Origin of the sequence: Dictyobacter arantiisoli (genome assembly GCF_008326305.1) — a bacterium.
Classification (GTDB): domain Bacteria; phylum Chloroflexota; class Ktedonobacteria; order Ktedonobacterales; family Ktedonobacteraceae; genus Dictyobacter; species Dictyobacter arantiisoli.
Window position 1 is genome coordinate 21469 of record NZ_BIXY01000041.1, and the last position, 20075, is coordinate 41543.

At 50.0% G+C, this 20075-nt stretch carries 17 protein-coding genes; 8 read left to right on the top strand and 9 right to left on the bottom strand.

From position 1 onward, the window contains the following. Window position 1 precedes the first annotated feature (1 nt). The 3 genes from F1593_RS14510 to F1593_RS14520 are packed head-to-tail and all read left to right on the top strand — an operon-like array spanning window position 2 to window position 2418. The gene (locus F1593_RS14510) at window positions 2-874 is read left to right on the top strand and encodes an SDR family NAD(P)-dependent oxidoreductase (RefSeq protein WP_149402281.1); all 873 of its coding nucleotides are present in this window, start codon (window positions 2-4) and stop codon (window positions 872-874) included. 57 nt (window positions 875-931) lie between these two features. Then, entirely contained in the window at window positions 932-1843 is a 912-nt protein-coding gene (locus tag F1593_RS14515) for a proline dehydrogenase family protein (protein WP_235932585.1), read from the top strand. Window positions 1844-1890: 47 nt separating this feature from the next. Then, entirely contained in the window at window positions 1891-2418 is a 528-nt protein-coding gene (locus F1593_RS14520; protein WP_149402282.1) for a gamma carbonic anhydrase family protein, read from the top strand. A 226-nt stretch (window positions 2419-2644) separates the two neighbouring features. On the opposite strand, the gene F1593_RS14525 is transcribed toward F1593_RS14520, so the two are convergent. After that, a complete protein-coding gene (locus F1593_RS14525) occupies window positions 2645-4624 on the bottom strand; it encodes a copper resistance CopC/CopD family protein (RefSeq protein WP_149402283.1) in 1980 nt (659 codons plus the stop codon). Between the two features lie 280 nt (window positions 4625-4904). On the opposite strand from F1593_RS14525, the gene F1593_RS14530 reads away from it, so the two are divergent. Beyond that, entirely contained in the window at window positions 4905-6179 is a 1275-nt protein-coding gene (locus tag F1593_RS14530) for a glycosyltransferase (protein WP_172632127.1), read from the top strand. Window positions 6180-6335: 156 nt separating this feature from the next. Here the strand turns inward: F1593_RS14530 and F1593_RS14535 are convergent, their stop codons facing one another. The 5 genes from F1593_RS14535 to F1593_RS14555 form a co-directional block, all read right to left on the bottom strand. After that, complete coding sequence (locus F1593_RS14535; RefSeq protein ID WP_149402285.1) at window positions 6336-6830, bottom strand: DUF427 domain-containing protein; 495 nt, start codon at window positions 6828-6830, stop codon at window positions 6336-6338. 76 nt (window positions 6831-6906) lie between these two features. After that, a complete protein-coding gene (locus F1593_RS14540; protein ID WP_149402286.1) occupies window positions 6907-8016 on the bottom strand; it encodes a class I SAM-dependent methyltransferase in 1110 nt (369 codons plus the stop codon). A gap of 137 nt (window positions 8017-8153) precedes the next feature. Next, complete coding sequence (gene holA / locus F1593_RS14545) at window positions 8154-9176, bottom strand: DNA polymerase III subunit delta (protein WP_149402287.1); 1023 nt, start codon at window positions 9174-9176, stop codon at window positions 8154-8156. 12 nt (window positions 9177-9188) lie between these two features. After that, window positions 9189-9539 carry a PTS sucrose transporter subunit IIBC gene (locus tag F1593_RS14550; RefSeq protein WP_149402288.1) on the bottom strand — a complete coding sequence of 117 codons (351 nt, stop codon included), beginning with the start codon at window positions 9537-9539 and terminating at the stop codon, window positions 9189-9191. A 342-nt stretch (window positions 9540-9881) separates the two neighbouring features. After that, window positions 9882-11669, bottom strand: a complete 1788-nt coding sequence (locus F1593_RS14555; protein WP_149402289.1) for a bifunctional lysylphosphatidylglycerol flippase/synthetase MprF — start codon at window positions 11667-11669, stop codon at window positions 9882-9884. 622 nt (window positions 11670-12291) lie between these two features. Between F1593_RS14555 and F1593_RS14560 the strand changes: the two genes are divergently transcribed. Continuing rightward, window positions 12292-12648 (top strand): DUF4870 domain-containing protein, encoded by a 357-nt coding sequence (locus F1593_RS14560; protein WP_149402290.1) that lies wholly within the window; start codon window positions 12292-12294, stop codon window positions 12646-12648. Window positions 12649-12775: 127 nt separating this feature from the next. Here F1593_RS14560 and F1593_RS14565 read toward each other — a convergent pair whose 3' ends face one another. The 3 genes from F1593_RS14565 to F1593_RS14575 all read right to left on the bottom strand — a co-directional run bounded on the left by F1593_RS14565 (window position 12776) and on the right by F1593_RS14575 (window position 14856). Further along, window positions 12776-13261 carry a DUF6789 family protein gene (locus F1593_RS14565; protein ID WP_149402291.1) on the bottom strand — a complete coding sequence of 162 codons (486 nt, stop codon included), beginning with the start codon at window positions 13259-13261 and terminating at the stop codon, window positions 12776-12778. Window positions 13262-13291: 30 nt separating this feature from the next. Next, window positions 13292-14215 (bottom strand): DUF92 domain-containing protein, encoded by a 924-nt coding sequence (locus tag F1593_RS14570; RefSeq protein WP_149402292.1) that lies wholly within the window; start codon window positions 14213-14215, stop codon window positions 13292-13294. Window positions 14216-14544: 329 nt separating this feature from the next. Further along, window positions 14545-14856 (bottom strand): hypothetical protein, encoded by a 312-nt coding sequence (locus F1593_RS14575; protein WP_235932586.1) that lies wholly within the window; start codon window positions 14854-14856, stop codon window positions 14545-14547. Window positions 14857-15142: 286 nt separating this feature from the next. On the opposite strand from F1593_RS14575, the gene F1593_RS14580 reads away from it, so the two are divergent. Genes F1593_RS14580 through F1593_RS14590 form a run of 3 tightly spaced genes read left to right on the top strand, consistent with a single transcriptional unit; the run spans window position 15143 to window position 20072 of the window. After that, entirely contained in the window at window positions 15143-17149 is a 2007-nt protein-coding gene (locus F1593_RS14580) for a mediator complex subunit 15 domain-containing protein (RefSeq protein WP_149402294.1), read from the top strand. Window positions 17150-17173: 24 nt separating this feature from the next. After that, window positions 17174-19048 (top strand): glutamate mutase L, encoded by a 1875-nt coding sequence (locus F1593_RS14585; protein WP_149402295.1) that lies wholly within the window; start codon window positions 17174-17176, stop codon window positions 19046-19048. 34 nt (window positions 19049-19082) lie between these two features. Continuing rightward, the gene (locus tag F1593_RS14590) at window positions 19083-20072 is read left to right on the top strand and encodes a hypothetical protein (RefSeq protein ID WP_149402296.1); all 990 of its coding nucleotides are present in this window, start codon (window positions 19083-19085) and stop codon (window positions 20070-20072) included. Window positions 20073-20075 lie beyond the last annotated feature (3 nt).

Consider the following 20075-nt stretch of genomic DNA (forward strand, 5'->3'; position numbering starts at 1 on the left):
TATGGCACAAAAATCAATTGTTATTACTGGCTGTTCAAGTGGCTTTGGTCGTTATACTGCCTTCGTTTTAGCCGAGCAAGGCTGGCATGTGTTTGCGACAGTGCGTAAAGAAAGTGATCGTGTTGCCCTGCTTCAAGAGGCAGAGCAGCGCCACTGCCAGAGTAATATTTCTCTTTTTATCTGTGATATTACACAAAGCGAACAGGTGGCTCGCCTGGCTCGCGATGTAGAGGATGTCCTGCGCTCTGTTTCTCCTGAGGCTGTCCCATGTCTGGATGCGCTGCTCAATAATGCTGGTACTGCCTATGGAGGACCCATTGAACTGCTGTCACTGGATGATCTACGGGCGCAGTTTGAAATCAACGTGATTGCGCATGTCGGTGTTATACAGACCTTACTTCCGCTGCTCAAAGCGGCCCGGGGCACAATCATCTCTGTTAGTAGCATTTCGGGGAAGATGTCTATTCCTGTGACCGGCCTCTATTCTGCCAGTAAATATGCTCTTGAGGCGCTAAGCGATGCGTTGCGCCTGGAACTGGCCCCCTTTGGAGTCAAGGTTGTCCTGATTGAGCCTGCCTCCAGTCCAACTGGTATCTGGCTGACAAGCCTTGAGCGTTCCTTTGGGCATATTGGCATTGACGAGCACAATCCTTATGAACGCTTGTTGACGATGGCTAAGAAATCAGCGCAACGATCCAGCAAAAAAGGCTTTCCTATCCAGAAGTTTTCCGATACGGTCCTGCGCATTCTGGCTGATCCAAAACCGCGTGCGCGCTATGGTGTGCCTTTTAGTGCGAGCGCCTTGATGTTCTTGCGTCTGATGTTACCAGATCGTTTGTGGGACAAACTTATTCGCCTGGTAATGCACTGGTAAACAATCTTCAAGATGTTGTTTATAGCGTCTTCTTTTTGCCTCATTGAAAGGGTGATAATGATGCTTAAAGATACACTGCTGTACCTGGCTCAAAATCCTCGCCTTCGTGACTTCGTGGTTCAAAATAAATTGACCCGCAACGTGTCACGCCGTTTTGTAGCTGGCGAAATTCTGGATGATGCTGCATATGCGACCCGTTTGCTGAATGATCGTGGCATCCAGGTGGCGCTAGACTTGCTTGGTGAGAATGTTTCAACGCAGGAGGAAGCGAAGGCGGCTGTACGTGCATATTGTTCTGCGATTGAATTGATCACGAAAACCAGTATTGCTGCGAATATATCTGTGAAATTGACCGCGTTGGGATTGGATATCGGGCGTGCCGTGTGTGAGGAAAATCTGGCTCTATTATTGTCGGTTGGTCAGCAACACAATGTATTTGTCTGTGTGGATATGGAGGCTAGTACCTATACAGAACAGACCTGTGCGATTGTACGAGAGGCGCAGAAACAATATCCGCAAGTAGGTACCGTTATTCAATCCTATCTCTATCGGAGTCGCCAGGATATTGAGCAACTTGTCGGGCAGGGCATGCGGATACGCCTGGTGAAGGGTGCATACAAAGAGGAACCTGATATCGCCTATCAAGAGAAGGCGGATGTCGATCAAAACTATGTACAGCTCATGAAAATTTTGCTGGCACGCGGCAATTTTCCAGCTATTGCCACTCATGATGAAGCGATGATTGATGCGGCCTGTGCGTTTGTACGCGAGCACGGAATCAGCAAAAAGTCATTTGAATTCCAGATGCTTTACGGTATACGCCGTGATTTGCAGGGAAAACTGGTCAAAGAAGGGTATAATATGCGTGTCTATGTTCCTTATGGTTCGCATTGGTATCCCTATTTGATGCGGCGCATGGCTGAGCGTCCGGCGAATCTTATGTTTGTTGTAACCAATGCCTGGCACTGATATTCGCTGCCAATTGCGCGAAAATTCATGCTTGAATAGGAGAGAGTATGCCCGTATTGCCTTACAAAGGAGTCTGGCCCACCATTGCGGAGAATGTTTTTATTGCTCCTGGTGCGATGGTGATTGGAAATGTCACCCTTCATGAGGGAGTGAGCATCTGGTATAACGCGGTTTTGCGTGGAGATAGCGCGCCAATTGTCGTTGGTCGTCAGAGCAATATACAGGATAACTGTACCCTGCATGTGGATGCCGATGCTCCCTTAACCATCGGTGCGGAGTGTACGATTGGACACAATGCTGTGGTGCATGGCGCCACCCTGGGTGAGCGGGTACTGGTGGGCATGCATGCCACAGTGCTATCCCATGCCTCAATTGGCGCTGAGACGATCATAGGAGCCAATGCACTGGTCAGTGAACACAAACACGTTGAGGAACACTCTCTGGCTGTGGGCGTGCCTGTACGGGTCATCCGCAAGCTTACAGATAATGAGCGCACTATGTTGTTTCTCAGTGCACAACACTATGCTGAACTGGCACAGGAATATCAACAAGCCTCTACTCCTCCAGTAGACTAGTATTGCGTTACTCTTCATTTGAAAAGCGGGGATGCAAGGGGCAGCAAGCCCCTTGACTGGGGTCTGGGGCTGTGCCCCAATACGGTTCACATACCTGGCACGCACCTACATCGCTCCCCGCAGTACGAATTCCCCTCCTTTTTTGTTTATCATTCCTTTTATGTGAACCGTATTGGGCTGTGCCCCATTCTCTCTCCCACCCCTTCAAATGAAGAGTAACAGAGTACTAGGCTGTCAGGACGATATTGTAGGTCTCCTCAAGTAAGGATTGTTTTGGACGTTGAATGCCTACTTTAATTTGCCATAATCCGGCCATGCTAAAGGCATCCTTTTTCGCGAAGGTTGTGATATAGACCGGGTTGCCACCATTGATACTGGCATGAGTTGTTCCCATGTCCATCAGTTGCATATTCGTGGTAAGGGTTACCTGGGCATCGGTCACCGGTTGTCCTTTGTTGTTATTGATGATGACGATCACTGTGTGGTCATAGCCTACGCGGCCTGGCATGACTTGCACGGTAACTGTGAGATCGCCCATCTGTTGGGTTTGCGCGGTAATCACATTGTTTTTTGGACTTGTCTGCACATTGCTATAGTTGATATTGGGAAAGTTAATGGGCGGCGTGTAAAAGGACTGTAGGGCCAGGCAGAGCAGCATAATGGCACCACAAACGGTCAGCAACTTGGTGCTTATCTTGAGCTGACGACCTGTACTGCTAAGCCTGGACTGGCGGGTACGCCTGGCTGGCAAATCCGCCTTGACGACTGGAAGCAGCAGTGCCTGATGAGTCAGTCGGGGTCGCAGCACACATAAGGAATACATGCTGAGGCCAACTGCCAGCAAGGTAGCAACGATCTGGACCAGTAATGTGCGGCCATATGGATCATTGATGAAATCTTGCCAGCGGTGCATACTGGCTTCACTGATAAAAAGTTCACTAACAATCTGGATGCCCAGCCCAACCATTAAGAGTGGCGTGAGTCGGCGCAGTAAAGAAGTCAGGGTTTCAGTGTTATATTCCAGTTCAACCCCCGTCAGCAGAGGGAGCAGGAGATAGGCGAGATAGGCAAAGCCGCCTAACCAGACGCCCTGGGCTGCCAGATAAAACCAGTCAAAGACAATGGCGCTAATGGGTGGGTTTAATACCGATATGACAGAACTGGTCAAGACATAGGTCAGTATGATCAGTCCAATCAGAGCCATCCAGATAGCGGTATGCCGCCTGGGCGTTGCTGGTTCCGGTAACGGTGTTTCGATTAGTTGCCTGGTTCTTCTATGGTTATTGATTTTTAGCTCCTGGGTTGTCAGGCGTTCAAAATTGGTCATTGGTTCCGGTTCGGATACTGGTACCACATCTTTATTATGTGGAGTCAGACGCAGGAAAACCATCGCAGTGATAATCAATAATATACGCAGGAACCAGATGATGCCATAGGTTGTGTCCGGGATGATGTGCAGGAGTTGTCCGAGACTTTGGCCTGGAGTGGCTTGCGCGAAGCGAACCATCCGCAGAATAATAGCGATACATTCTCCACATAGTAATATGGAGAGACAGAGCCACTCGATTATATGGGAATGTTTGCGCACTTGCGGAAAAATTCCCGAACCACGACCGGCTGATAGGAGCAATTGTTCAACCACGAGAATGCCAATCCAGAACGTTAATGCGGCGCTGGCTAACAACTCCCAGGCAATGGAGAGCAGTGCTGTTGTATCCAGCTTATGAATGCCGTTTAGATTGTTGCTACTCGATGGACCGAGCGTGGCGACACCCGAGGCTCCTGTTCCGGAATAGCCGACATCGAAGCCAATAATTCCATAACTAGTATTTCCATCATTGTTTGCAATCGCGGTCCAAAGGACCTCATAACTACCCTCTGGTTGAGTAGCGGGCGTCTTCAGTGATGTGATGAGTTCCCGGGAATTGGATGGCGAAATAGCGCTGTAGCTGGCAGTAACCTCCACCAGATTGCCATTTTGGATCGAGTAAATATGGGCATGGCTCATAGCACTGATAGGTGCATTAAAAAAAATGCTTACCTGACTCGGAACTTTGCCAATGGTTGAACCATCGACTGGATCGGAGCCGATAACAAACGCATGAGCCTGAGCCGCTGGCAATGGCTGGATTGCTGAGATGGTGAAATAGGCCAGAAAGCTCAAGAGCAGCGCTATTGGTAATACAAGCAATCTTCTTTGTTGCATACATTCTCTTTATTGTGTGCGCGCTCCCGTGGAAATATGCGTGCGGCCTTTGTCTGTGCGCACTTTTCTCTTACTGCGGGATGACGCGCGTCATAATTGGGTACCCCGGAAGAGTACCGCGACGCGTCATGGGTATTTAAGATTGTACACCAGTAAAACAGGTGGTCGCAATGCTCTGACATGCCAGTTCATCTCATCCGGTCTGTTTCAGATGATTTGTCCTCCCTCTGTCTTTTGATTATAATAGATGGAAACTGATTTTTTGCAAAAGTGTGATGATATGAAAAAATGGTTCTGGCGGCAATCCTTGCCGCGCTTTCTTTTGTGGTCCCATGTAATTGGTATTGCTGGATTCTATAGCATTCTCTGGCGGCGTACCGCACCCCGGCAAGAGGACCGGTTGCAGATTCTTCCTCCACTCAAGCAAGATGTTACTTCCACCATCTCTTTACAAGCCACTCAAATGCTCTCATCATTGCCGGTTGTTTCGATTATTATGCCTGCTCGCAATGAGGAACAAAATATACGACGGAGCGTGCAATCCTTATTAGAACAAGATTACACCCGTTATGAAATTATAGTAGTGGATGATGGCTCAACTGATCGGACAGGGGTCATTTTAGAGGAGTTGCAGCAGAGGCATCCTCAGGGACAACGCCTGCGTGTCTTGCATTTAGAGGATGAGTTGCCTGCTGGTTGGGCTGGTAAGCCACACGCGATACATTGCGGCGTACAGGAGGCAAAGGGAGAGTGGTTCCTCTTTAGCGATGCCGATACCTGGCATGCGCCCAATGCCTTGCGCTCAGCTATCACTCAGGCTCTTGAAGAGCATGCTGATCTCTTCTCATTAGGTTCGGAGCAAGAGTTGCCAACGTTTTGGGATCGCGTCTTGATGCCGATGGCGTTTCTAGGTATTGGTATGCTGTATCCTCCGCGTCTGGTCAATGATCCAGCCAGTCCGGTCGCAATCGCCAATGGTCAGTATATCTTGATTCGGCGTGCGGTTTATGAACAACTTGGCGGCTATGCGCGTCCTGAGATGCGTGCGACCCTGTTGGATGATCGAGATTTAGCTGCACTGGTGAAATCAAACCATTACCGCCTGCGTTTTGTGGATAGCAGCGGACTCCTGCATGTGCATATGTATCATGGTTTATCTGATATCTGGCGAGGATGGCGCAAGAATTCGTATCTGGGAAATCGGGGCGGCATCGCTTTTGTGCTGGTGCAGCTGTTTGGATTGCCGATGATCTCAATTGTGCCCTTTCTCTTGCCTTTGCTGGCAAAATTGACACGGAGTAAACGCCATGCTGGAGGGATTACTGCTCGTGAAGTGGCAGTTGCGACGGGATTAGAATGGGTGCCTTTGTTGACATATCGTGTCTGGCTCAACCAGCAGTTTCATGTTCCCTGGTACTATGCCCTCACACATCCACTGGCCGGAGCCCTCTTTGAAGGTATCCTGGGCCAATCCACATGGCGTGTCCTGACCCGACGTGGGGTTGACTGGCGTGGCAGACAATACCATGATGAGAATGCCAGAAATAAGAAATAATCTCCCTTAGTGAAGGCGGTACCTCTTGTCGTGCGTAACGGTCGCACGCTGGCCCTGTGGCGAAGACCTGACAAGAGGTATACGCTTGTTTTTATCCGATTCTATCGTCATCCTCAACTTCTGATTGTTATCAGTACCAATTGGGGATTTTGCCTGTTACCAGCCCATAGTGCCCGCTCCCCCTTTGAATGGGCCCACGATATCACTGGTGATCCAGCCTCCATAGAAATTGCCTGCTTGTGATTGGACTTTCTCGCCAGCTACATAGCAGGCATCCATCTGACTGGGATAGACCGCAATATAGCCGGACAGCGCTTCATATCCCTGACTTGGATGTTGATAGTACCAGGCCGCATCTGGGATCGATATATCTCCTACCGTAATAGTGTAATAGGAGGCTGTCCCTTTCCATTCGCAATAGGTATGCTTGTGGCTGGGGATAAAGTATTCCATTTTCACATCTTCAGGCGGAATATAATAGGTTGGCGGCTGGCTCGTCTCCAGGACACGTTTCGCGTGCTGTGTATGGGCAATCTCAATGCCATTCAACACAATTTGAATCAGTTTCTGACTATCCTCTAAGCGCGGCGGGCGAGGATAGTCCCATACCGATTCCTGCCCTGGTCCTGGCGCGATTCTTTTTCGTAGCATGTAATCCTCCTTCTGTTTGGCCCAAGTTGCGCTCTGGTTCTTAACAAGAGGATAATTGATAGCCACAAAGCGGGTACTAGCGTTTGAGGATAAGCACTTTGAAGTCTCCCATGCCACGCGGATCGGTCAGCGCCGAGACACGTTGGCGTAGATTATACCATTGCAGCAAGGCTACCTGTCCTTGATCGCTGGCACGATTTTGATCAATGATGCCAAAGTGTTGTTGATGGACCTGTTCTAATTCTTCATAAATACCGGTTTCCATCAGCCATTTACGTTGAGTCGTGTATTTGTGCAGGCGTAATCCCTGTTGGCGACCGGCATCGAGTAACGCTGTAAAATTCACATGAGCGGTAATATCCTGCTCGCCCGGTCGAGCCAGGGGGCGTTCGGAAAATTGATGCTGATAGTAGCTGGCCAGGGTTCCACGATAGCGCTCGGTTGAATAGAGCTCTCTGGCGCTATCCCCATAGTCGATAGCGATGATAAAGCCGCGTCGTTTTCGTTTAGGATTGGGGCCCAACAGCAACTGACTGGTACGTTCCATCCATGTTATAGCATCCAGATTTACTTCGGCTCGCCAACCACTGGGAAAGGTCTGCCAGGGAATGTGAAAGCGCTCAAAATATGCCAGTAGAGGACCATCCTCTAGCGGCTGAAGTGTTTCGGCCAAACGTCCATTCTGGATTGTGACATAGACCTCGTGGAGCGCCTCGTCTTGCTTCTCCACAATATGCACTGGGAAGGCATCGACGAGTTCATTAGATAAAATCACGCTGGGAATGAAATCGTCTGTACGGATGGAGAGTGCGTCCTGTCCGAAGGTGATGTCCGCCAGACGATAGTCCAGGGCGGCATGAAATTCCGGAGCGGCTGTACTGGCCCACTGTTGAACCTCTTTTGCGAGGTCGCCCCGTCCCGCGCCCTGTTCAAGTACCCCAAAGTGGGCGGGTTTTCCCAATGACTCCCACATCTGCTGAAGCTGACGTCCCATACAGTGGGCAAAGAAATCAGCAATATCCGTGCTGGTATAATAGTCACCTTCCCAGCCCATCTTTGCCTGTCCGGTCACATAATAGCCAGCGCCAGGTTCATAGAGTGCCATACGCATATATTCTTCAAATGTGATAGCACCTTGTTGTTGAATACGCTCAAGCAGGGCGTGTTGTAGTGAAGATAGTTGCATACTGAAAAACTTTCCCTCATAGATTGCACGTCGTTGCCGCAGATGACGTGGCAGGTTTTGTGTTCCTCATTGTGTGCAAATGCCTGGCTATCTGTCAAGTAGCTTGAGAAGACTTTCTATGGAACGCGGGGATAGGATCACATGCCGAAATTAACGACCAGCAGATCAAGAGCCAGTTCAGGCGTTAACAGGCTGCGTTTCAGGGAGGCATCGGTGCTCAGAAGCTGATGATAGGCATTTTCGAGTTGTGGGATACTGAAATTGCCAACCTGGCGTAAAGCTTTATCTGCAACAAAAGGTGCGATACCCAGCGTCGAAGCAATTTGACCACCGCGCATCCCTTTTTGTGCGAGTTCTTTTACCAGGAGTAGTGAACGTACCTGGGACGTAATGGTACTGATTAGTTTGAGTGGCGGCTCACCATCCGCTAGCAGGTCATGTAAGATATTCAGGGCTTGCTTGCGATTACGTTGGGATAAGGCATCGGTCAGATCGAAGATGCGCGCCTCCTGTACCTGTGCTGAAAGCTGGCGTACATCCCCAACATTGATGGTGGCACCTGGCCCGACATACATTGCCAGCTTATCAATTTCGTTGGATAACAGGCGGAGATTGTTGCCGATAAAGTTCGCCAGCAAGCCGACGGCATCTGGCGTGATCTGCGCCCCGGTCGCTTTGGCCCGATTTTGAATCCATTTTTCCAGAGCCGCCCCTTTGGGAAGGGTACTCTGAATGACTTTCCCATGGGCTTCTGCGGCCTTTAAGAGGGCGCTACTGCTTTCAAGCGCCTCATCAACTACCACAATCATCACCGTGGTATCTGGCATAGTGGCGATGTATTCCGCCAGCTCCTTTTCAAAGCCAGCGCGACCAGTGGCGGATTTGCTACTCTTTTTGCCTTTTTTCGCCTTGCCGCCTTTAGTCGTATCTTCTGCCGTTGCGGTGCCTTCGCCACGCTTCTTTTTGGGTAGACCATCAATGACAATCAAGCGCTGCTCACTTAAAAATGGCAACGTATCACTGCTCATCAGGATAGTCTTCAGGCTTGTCTCAGCGCCCGGATAGCTATCCTCGTTAAACCCAAAATCGCCTTGCGTGCGTAATTTTTTCAAGTGTTCACGGCTCGTGAACTCGTTTTCACCATGCAAAAGATAGAACATCGCCAATAACCATTATTCGTGTGAGAGTTGTCTACGGTAATCGCGGCTATTGCGGCGCGCCACGAGTAGATCAACGACAATACCACCGACCAGCCCTGCCGCTGCGCAGAGCAGGACGCCGCCAAAGAATGCGGATGCGCCATTCGCACCCTCAATAGGTTGGGATCGAATCAATGTCCCCGCCCATGCCAGTATAACAAGAAACGCGATCAAAGTGCCAGCGAATCCACCCAGGATAACCGCAGAGCGTTTTTTCACAGCACTGAGCCAGAAGACCAGGAAGAGCGCGATGGGCAATGACAGCAAGAAGCCGAAAAAAGCTCCAATGGTGACTTGATCCAAAGAGAGCGCGCCAATAACCATAAGATTTATGCCTCCTCAGGATAATAAATCGAAAATACATGTAGATACCATGTTTATTATAAGGCAGTTTTATTATTTGTGACAACAACATATGTGCATCACCCCAACCAAAGAAGGCCCGAATCCTCGTGGTCAATACCTTTCAATACAATGAATGTGGGGAAAACCACAAATGACGGAAAACGTAGGTGCGTGCCAAGGTCGCAACCGAGGTGCGCTTTCCCGTTCACGTACGATATGCTCATCCGTACCCCAGGAATGATGTCGAGGCATGGGAGAGAGCGTTGGGGGAGGCGTCGGGGAGAGCGTGTGGGGGATTTCCCCCACACGCCAATAGCCTGTTCAGGCTTTGACAGTTTCCATGGCGTTGAGCGTATTTTTGGCCTCGATATGTTGGTGCTGTAACTCAGAGAGCGTCTGACGCACCATGCTGACCAGGGAGGCATCGGTCTGATGGGCATTGTAGAGGGCCCAGCCGATTTTGGGGAGCTTCAGGGCATCTGAGTAGACCAGATAGCGGCTTTCCCAGGTGGGTTGAAACTTCTTCTTAAAGTTAAACAGAGATTGGTTTTTGCTGGGGTTGCCAAAGCGATCAGTTAAGAAATCGATGCTGGTGCCCAGGAATGTCTCATCATCTTCGTTAGCATTGCTCAGAGGTGCCAGACCAAGGCTAATTGTCTGAGCGCCGCTGCCTTTGAGATGTTCAATAGAGCGAGCCAGCAAGAGTTCCATCGTGCCAGGGGCGCATTGTTCAGCGCGGCGCATCAAATCTAATCCCCAGCCCAGGCGGCCGTAAATGGGAATGAACGAGACAAATGCATGAACCTTATTCTGCTGATCCACGGCCAGGGCATACATCTGTTGAGGATCACCCTGAGCGTCGAAGCGACCCAGGCTAAAGCTCATCTCTGAACCACCCTTTTCGGCTAGCCAATGCTGTGAAATCAATGCCATTTGATGCACTTGTTCACTATCGGCGACCTGTCCACGATAAAAGACGACATGCAAGCCATCTTTCTCAGCGCGTTTGGCACTTGAGCGCACATTTGCCATGGCGCCGCCCTTGAGCGTGAAATTTTGTGCGTCAATAATCGCATCTTCACCAATCTTTAAGAGATGGAAGCCCGCCTGACGATAGAGTGCCGCCGCCTTATCACGGATTTGCCAGAAGACAATTGACCAGTCCTGCTCATGACAGAAATCCACGAATTGCTTGATCACAAGTGCTAATTCATCCTCGGGACCAATGGGATCACCGGCCACGACCGCGGTACTGCCTTGCAGCACATAACTGATTACCGAGCGACCAGAGTCTGAGAAAAAGAATGTTTTCTCGCTACCCAGTGCAAAATAGCTAATCGAGTTCGTCCCATACATGCGTACAATGTCATTGACCTTATTGCGAGTGATTGTATCTGGCAAGAGGGCAGCAGCCACCGGGCGAAAAATATGTGCCATACCATAGAGAATACCACTGATGCAGAGAACCGGCAGGGCATGCTGAAAGAAAAACGCCTGTGTCGTGTGAGGGATGCGCAGGTAGCCATGTTCCAGCATACGCAAAATGATGCCATGGATGCCAACCCGGTCAATCCATGGCTCAAAGTCATCGTAGAGCGCGAGAAAGCCGCCAATGGTATAGAAAACGACAATACCCAGGCCCAGGCCCAGCGCGATATAGCCTCGGCGTACCGACGGAGGATCGCTTTTTGCTTTGAAAAAGCGAGAGAGCGAATAGAGCGTAATCGCCAGGGTTAAAGCAATCACCGTTGCCAGTACAGAACCACTACGTTGAATATGCAGTAACGCCGATAGCAAGAGCAGTATAAGCGTAATATTCCAGGCATGCTTTTTGCCGCGCATTAATCCATAGGAGAGAATGATCAGGAAGAAACCGACAACCACAGTAAAGGTTTGTGCCGGTACACGGTGATTGACAATCGGCCATGCTCCGAGAAAAAAGCTCCACGAGAAACGAGGAACAATCGCCGATAGCATATCAGATATTCCCACTAATCCTGTCATCAGGCCAGTCAGATAGCGGATGAGATGCCGTATACGATCAGCCTTATTTAGTGCTTGTTTATTTTCTGCTTGCGTATTTTCGACTTGCATATGCCCTTCATTCATCAATTCAATCCTTCTCGGATGTCAGGGGTAAAGATGTGAATATTGGTAGCTATTGCTTCTGTTGGTCCAATATATACACCCTGTCACAATGCTTTCTGGGGACCCTTGCCCCATTTTTATGCGAATGGTATTTTTTTTATACTACATTTTGTAGGTAGCCGAGTTCTTCAATATTTTTCATTGGCAACATTGTACTCTATATGAAGGAGCATTTCAGCTTGTTTCTTTATTGGCTCCATACTTTTCTCCTACACAGCGTAAAATGCATGAGATTCTTCATAATCCTCTCTGGCCCTATCCCCAATGATCCCATAAGATGAAACGCTTAACGTTTCCAATTGGTTGCAAGTCCATGACTATTTTGATTGTTCTCTGTTTAGCATAGCAAACATTGCTACGTTTGTCTGTGATCTTGCAGACAAAAAAACTGTGCAATGTTTGCTATGCACACATCGAGCTATCTTGAAACAAGAAGCGTAGTTGCTAGAAAGAATATTGCCGGACATGCAACACGCTTCCCACTTTTGCGTATATAGCTGTAGAGATAATGATTCAGAGATGAAGAGGGCCCGGAGAGAGGTCCTTAATCTGTAGAACTGTGAGGCATTGAATGATGCATAGAATGACGACGCTTGGTTTGAATGAGCGCATCGAGCGTGTGCTGGCATATTCGTTGTTCTGGGTATCGGGGATTGTGCTGTTGTTGATTGAGAAGAATCAGAATGTGCGTTGGCATGCTTTGCAATCAGTCCTTATCTTTGGCACACTTTCGTTACTCATTTTCGCTGTGAGTATGCTTGATATGACCTTATCGTGGATTCCTCTGTTAGGATGGTTCACATCCTTTGGTCTGGGGCTGTTGTTGCGTATTCTATGGTGGACCTTCTTTATCGCATGGATCTGGTTATTGGTCATGGCCTGGTTGCATCCTCGTTATCGTCTGCCCTTGATCCATGAATGGTTTCATAAATTGTTCTAAGCAAGATATTCTTCTGGTTTGTCCTTCAGAAGAGCACGCTGCTCTGCAAGATATTTCAGCTCAACTACATGTACACATTCCATTACATGCAGTTGAGCTGAAATTATTTCTGCCATTGTGTTTGTGGTTATTTTTCGTCTTTGTAGAGGAGACCCAGGGTCAGACCAAAGACCAGATGGCGCACAATATTTTGCCAGAAAGAGGTCCAATTGGCGAGCTGCGGTAGTTCCTGGTTTTTGATTAAAGGATGATGTTTGTCGGCAAAGGGGGTTAGCCACCAGGCACTGACAATAAACATTTCCCCAAAGATCGCCCCTTTTAGCCAATCCGGTCCTGGCAAGTAACGTTTTAGTACCGCGCCATACAACTCGGCCAGCGCAACGCCATTGAAGAAGTGCAGCGCCCATGACAGAGCCGTGATTTTCGGAGTGCGTTTTTTCCCCTCGATTAATCCCTGGATGAAGCGAACATCGCTAAAGCGGTTGCCGATCAGGAATTTATCGCCTTCCATTGCAAGGCTGTAGGTGAGAGTCGCGAGCGTGCCTACCAGGGCTGCCTTGCCTGGTTGCCATTGGGGTCTGATTAATTTCTGTCTCTTTTTTACCATATTCATTCTTTCTCATCCTCGTTGTATGTTTCTTTATTATGAACGTGTTTTCCTGGGGCGAAAGGGTAACCGTAAGATCATAGCCAGACTACTTCCGCCGAGCGTAGCCAGCAGATTAACCATATCATTATCCATCCAACGGATGCCTCGTAGATAGGTTGTGGGTGTGCCACAATTGTGGATGTGTTTCTCTGTCTCTTTTTGACACACCGGACAATAATACATTGCCTGAACAGTCGCTCCAAGCAGGCTATCCAGCAGACTGCCTGCAAAGCCACTGACAAGGGAGATGAGTGGCAGAAGTAGTGCGGGTTGCTGGTTGAGCAATGTAAAGATCAGCCCTTCAGCCAATGCTCCTGCAGCGGCGGCGCTGGCTCCCAATGGACTGACGCCACCTGATGTTCCGGCTGTCGTTACCTGACCGGTAGTGATCAAACGTGGGGCCTGTTGGCTGAGCACTCCTAATTCGGTCGCCCAGGTATCGGCGTTGGCAGTTGCCATTGCACCTAGAAAGCCAGCTTCAAACGTAGAGCGCCAGGTTTCATTATGACTGAGACGATATGCCAGAGCCATGCCGCTTGCCACGCCTCCATTGGCCGCAACCTGCGCCAGATCACGCTGTGAACCCTTACTAAATTTATCGGCCGCCGTTTTTTCTTTCTCAGCAGCTCGAAAATGAGAGAAGAGAGTGGAAGAGACAAAGAAAAAGATCAAGGAAAGTCCCCAGGACCAACCACCCAATCCAAAGGTTGTTGTACCTGTACCTATTGCTCCAAGCATACCGCTACGACTGAGCGAGCGTCGTTGATATGCCAACCCACCGATAGCGCTACTCAAAAAGAGGCCCAGCAGCAGGCGCTGACCCGTTTTATTTGATCCTGTAGCGAGTGTGCTCTTTTTCGAAACCTCTCCAGGCTCTATCACAGGGATCGCAGCCAGGTTATGAAATAAATGTGGCATACACTAGTACCTCGTTAAAATTTTCCTGGATTTTTGTTACAGAATTCAGTTGTCATCGGTTCTATCTTAAAGAAGGCGTAATAGAAAGACAAGTCGAATAGTTCATCAGGTTTTTGGGCTCCCTTTTCAGAATTTAGAATATATGGATATATTGATGCTTGACCGTGCCTGTGACAAAGTGTTTGATTCCCATCACCAGCGGGATCTTGCTGCTCACCTGCTGGCAGGCGCAGGCGCGCCTGCACCACACACTAAACATGAGTTTTCGCACCTGCGGTGCTCAAACAGATTTTTATTATGTGATGTAGAAAAGGTTCGAAGAACCTTTTCTACATCACATAATAAAAAGGGCGCAGGCGCGCACGCGCCTGCCAGCCAAGGAGCAGCAAGATCCCGCTGGTATTGGGAGGCTGACACTTTGTGAGAGAAACATCCTGTACTGCCCACACAAAGTTTGTTTGTTCAGGGTATTGTGCTTGCTGTCCAGGTGTGATTGAATGAGGAGAAATAAAAAGCCTTTGTCGCTGTTCGTTATGTAATGTTCGTTCTGTAAGAAGAACATATTCTTTGTCAAAGTGCCAGTCGAGAACCGCCTCCAACTCGACATAGAGGTGAGGATGTAGTGGGTCGATACGTTTCATTAAATGAATGCTTACCACGCGATTGTCATTGATCCCTAAACCCTCACAAATTGCGTCTTGCGTGATTTTTAGTCCTCCGTCGAGATCGCGGCGGAGTGGGGTGGTAAAGTAAAAAATCTAGCAGGAGTGCCAGGTGACTCCCGCTATATAGTACTTTTGGAATAACTAATACTGTGCGTATTGTATCATATCAACATGTCTTATCTTATACATCATTATCGTTGTCAAGCTGGAGAAAGAGTGATACACTGCCAAGAACGAGGCCTGGCGAAAGTGAGGAGCAAAAGTGATCAAGTGTAACCGTTGTGGAAAGATGACCCCCGCTGGCGCATTTTGTCAGTCGTGTGGTACGCCGCTCGCTGGCATGTCAGAAAACGGTTCGGCCGCTAAAGCAGGGTATCAGGACCAACCAGAACTGCCTGCCTGGCTGGAGTCGTTGCGTGCAGGAGAACGTCCTGCCCCCCCTACCAATAATTCAGTGAGTTTCTCGCCGGCCGATCTTATCGAAGAAGGATCGCTCCCAAATTGGATGCGTGCCGAGCGTGGTGATCAGCGTGATAATACCTCCGCTAATCCCGCTACCTCTGCACGTCCCGCTAGTTTTTCCGATCAGGTCTACAGTGGAGATGCTGCGGCTCCTACGAGTATTCCTGCCCAATCGCTGGTTGATGAAAATTCATTGCCTTCCTGGATGAAAGAAGGGAAGCAAGCTGCGAATAATACTCCAGTAGATTCAGAACCGGGTAATCTTTCTGCTGCCAGTCTGGTACAGCCAGATAGTCTTCCAGATTGGATGAAGACGCTACAGCAACCTTCTGGCATTCGACCTGGTGTGGTACCTGCACCTGTAAATACAAATACAAATTCTGCTCCACAGCAAGTAACCCCATCCGCTCCGCTTGCCTCACCGCCGGTTTCATCATTGAGCAATGGTTTGGCGGCACGCGATCTGATTGATCAAGAGTCGTTGCCATCATGGATGCAATCCCAGAATGAGCAGTCCTCTAACACTGGGAGCATGCAACCGGCACAAACGGGACAGGGTGTCCCTCTTGTCGGGCAAACAGGTTTCTCTGCCTCTTCTCTTTTGGAGGTTGATGCAATCCCTCAATGGTTACGTGAAGGGGGACAGAATTCCGGTCAGTATCCAAAATTAACTGCCAATGCAGCGCCTGCGCAGAATACCGGGTGGCCTGGCATGGGTCAGGCGGCACCTGCCTGGCCTGCTGGAGCCAATACCGGACAGCCGCCGATGCAAACTCCACCAGTCAATGCGGCACCGCCCCAGGCAGGTGGCCCCTTTGCTGCCTCATCTTTAATTGATGCAAATGCGCTTCCTTCGTGGTTACGTGATCAGCAAGCTGGCATGTCGGCTCCTCAACCTGGAATGACCCCCGGCGGGCGCCCTGCTGCCAGCCCGATTCCGCCCCGTGGAGAGAATATCCGTGTTCCCAGTCGGCCACGTGGGGAAGCTAATCCTACTGAAAGTAGTGAACTGGCAGCCAATGTGTTTGCATCCATGTTAGGCGTAGCCTCAGCGGTCCCTAATTATCCAGATGCGCAACAAGAACAAAACAGTAGCGCAGCCCAGGCGAATGCCTATGGTCAGATGGGTCAGTCAGGACAACAGGCGAATGCCTATGGTCAGATGGGTCAGTCAGGACAACAGGCGAATGCCTATGGTCAGATGGGTCAGTCAGGACAACAGGCGAATGCCTATGGTCAGATGGGTCAGCCCAATCTAGCGGGACAGGCGAACAGTTACGGGCAGCCAGCACAAAGCGATCCATCATATGGATATGAATTGCTAGCTCAGGGGAATCCCGCCTATGGTTACGGTCAAATGGGTCAGCCAGATCTGTCAGGACAGGGCAACGCCTATGAGCAGATAGGGCAGGCAAATGGCTATGGGCTGTCAGACCAAGCCAATTTGAATGGGCTTCCCAATGCTGGTGCCATGCCCAACACTCCTTCAGGGATGAGCGGCGTTTTCCCACAGAATTATGGTGCAGGGAACAGCATGTCTGGTACCTATGGCACAAATTATCCTGGTAATGCCCAGGGCCAGATGAACTCTGCATTGGGTGCGAATGCTTCGATTGGTGGAAACAACTCAATGGGGAATAATCTTTCCATGAACGGGAACCCCACGATGAGTGGTACGTCTCCTTTCGGAGGCAATGCAATGACGAATGCATCCGCAGCATCATCAACTCCTGATAATGCTGGCGATCAGAAAAACACCAGGAAACGTAATATGTTTGACATGATACGCGAGTGGATTTCTCGTTAATCTGAGAGAAGAAGGATACCGTACATGTATACACAACCCTATCCAGAGGGTGGACAGGGTCCAGCACAGGCACAGAATTCAGCGACCCTTGTTTCTCTACTGGTCGCTGATTGTGGGGCTGTATTTACCAAGGTCTCACTATTTGGTCTGGTTGAGGGCCAGTATCGTTTAATGGCACGCGGAGAAGCGCCATCCACGATTAAGCCCCCCCAGGAAGATCTCACCGAGGGCATTATTCAAGCGATTAATGTCATTGAAAATGTGACTGGACGTCGTTTTGTGGCGGATAAACAGATTATTTCGCCTGAGCAACCAAATGGGGATGGCGTTGATATTTTTGTAGCCACTATCAGTGCTGGTGATCCTCTCCGGGTGGCGCTTCTAGGGGCTGTGACCCCCGAATTAGAAAGCCTCTCGGCCCAGGCTGTTGCGGGCTTGTATGCGCAGGTTCAAACGGTGCCTTCTCCCTCCTACGTAGCAGTTACGACTCCTGCCGGGGCGATCAACGGGCCTGCTGATGCTATGGCTCAAAAGGCTGCCTGGACCCCTGAGCGCCTCGCTCTGGAGTGGGAACGGCAAGCAGGACAATTACATGAATTACAGCCTCAGGCAGCCGTCATTATGGGTGTTGCCGATGGTCCCGCTGGCCCGGCCCCTTTACAAGAAGCCTGTCAATTGCTGGTGAACGCCGCTCGGGATACAACGCAGGGAACGACTGAAGCGGATGGGGCGGCGAAACGTTATTCTGTTATCTATGCGGGCGCTCCTCAATATGTTGAAGCTGTGCGCCGGATGCTACAGAGTGTGGCTGACGTGACGCGTATCGAGCCTTTAACCAATGCGGCTCAGGTAGGTGCCGTCAGTGCGGCTATCGGTTCTCTACAAGAGCATGAGGGCTTGCAGCACGTCCCTGGTTATCAACATGTGCGCAACTGGTCTCCTGCCAGTCCTGTCCCTTCTGCAACCTCACTGAGCAGTCTGGTGCGTTTTCTGGCTCAACACTATGCAATGAATGTGACGGCGGTAGATGTTGGCGGCGGTACGACAGCGTTGATGGTGGCAGGTGAAAAGGGCGAATTTATTCCGATGGTCAATACTGCTCTGGGCGTTGGATCTAATATCGGCGATGTTTTGCAGCGCGCTGGCTTACAACGCGTCACCCGCTGGTTGCCTTTTAGCATTTCTGAGGATGAAGTGCGGCAATTTGTGCTAAAACATATGTTGCATCCACAGACGTTGCCGACAGATTCACGCGAGCTAGCTTTGATACAAGCCTTTGCGCGTGAAGCGATCTCGCTTACTGTGGAGCAGGCGCGTAAGAGTAGCCATCTAGCATTGCCCGATACTGATTTAATTCTTGCAACTGGTGGTGTACTGGCTCATGCTCCCAGGTATGGGCAGGTAGCAATGATGTTATTGGATGCATTACAGCCGCGTGGTGTGACATCCCTGGTAGTAGATAGCACGATGTTGATCTCACAATTAGGGGCAGTTGCAACGGTCGCGCCGGTTATGGCTGTGCAGGTAAACGAAAATGACGCCGTCTCTCATCGCCTGGGTACCTGTGTCATTCCCTTTGGGAATGTACAACTGGGGCAACTGGCTGTGAGGGTGGGGGTAGAATATAGTAATGGCAGACAAATTAGCGTTGACGTCATGGGTGGTTCAGTTGAAGTGATTCCACTGCAACCCAACGAGCAGGCTCTGCTTACATTATTCCCGGCCCCAACGGTCGATGTTGGGCTTGGACCCGGTGAGCGCGCTCGCGCAGCTGAAGAGATCGATGGCGGTCTGATTGGACTGATTATCGATGCGCGCGGTCGTCCGTTAGCTCTGCCAGCGGATGACACTGAGAGGCAGGCACGCTTGCTGCAATGGTCACAGGCACTGGGGGCGTAACTGGGAAGCGAAACATAGCTGGGAGGTTCCCGCCATGACTTATGCGTCAGGGTGGCCTGTAATCCCACGACAGCTTTTGAAGCGAGAGCGTTGGCCCGGAGGCTATCAGGTCAAGGGTATCCCATTAGTCTATCATGGTCAGGAAGTGGTGCCTGACCAGCCTGTGCTTCGTCTGGCATCACTGCAACATTTTAAAGAAGAGGAGAAGAGGTTGTTGGCGCACTCCTCTTCTCCAATCTTGCCTGCTGCTGCTGTTGCCTCCTTTCCCCCTCAAAATATTCCTGCGGGTTTGCATGGACGCGTAGTAGGTTTTACGGCCCGCGGTGGTGTCGTCATTGAGAGCCATGCTGCCTTCCTGCAAGGCGTGCTGGGTGCAGGCAATCAGGTAGCAGGAATTTTAACGATATGGCAGGCGCCTGATCGCTACAATACGACACGTGCTATCCCGCCGGGCGCAATTCTTGTGGTGCCGGGCCCCTTAACATTACGTCTGTTACATCAGGCATTGGCTTCCGGGGTGGTGGGCGTGATCGCCAGCAGTATCGCTCTCCGCGATTTAGAAGGTTTCCTGCGTGCTGATTATCTCCAATTGTTGAAAACATCCAATCCAGAACTGGCTCAGAGTCAACTCCCTCCTCTCACCATACTATTAACTGAAGGCATAGGTTCGGTTATCATGCCCCCGCGTACTTTGAATTTGTTACACCACTACCAGGGATCAATAGGCTTACTTTCAGGCATAACGCTCCTGTCTCACCATATCTATCCTGAACTGGTCATTTCGATTCCTCTGGTTGAGATAGAGAAGGGTTGGCGGGCCATGATACCTGATACGACCCTGGCGTTGGGATCATTGGTGCGTGTTGCGGCTGGTGAGTGTCTGGGACTGGTAGGACGTATCGACTACTTTTTTGTGTATGAGCAAACGTTTGCTTCTAATCTGCGGGCGCGAGCGGTACGTTTACGTGCGGTTGACGGTTCTTTCTATGTCATTCCACTGGCAAATATCGAGCGTATTGGTTAATAT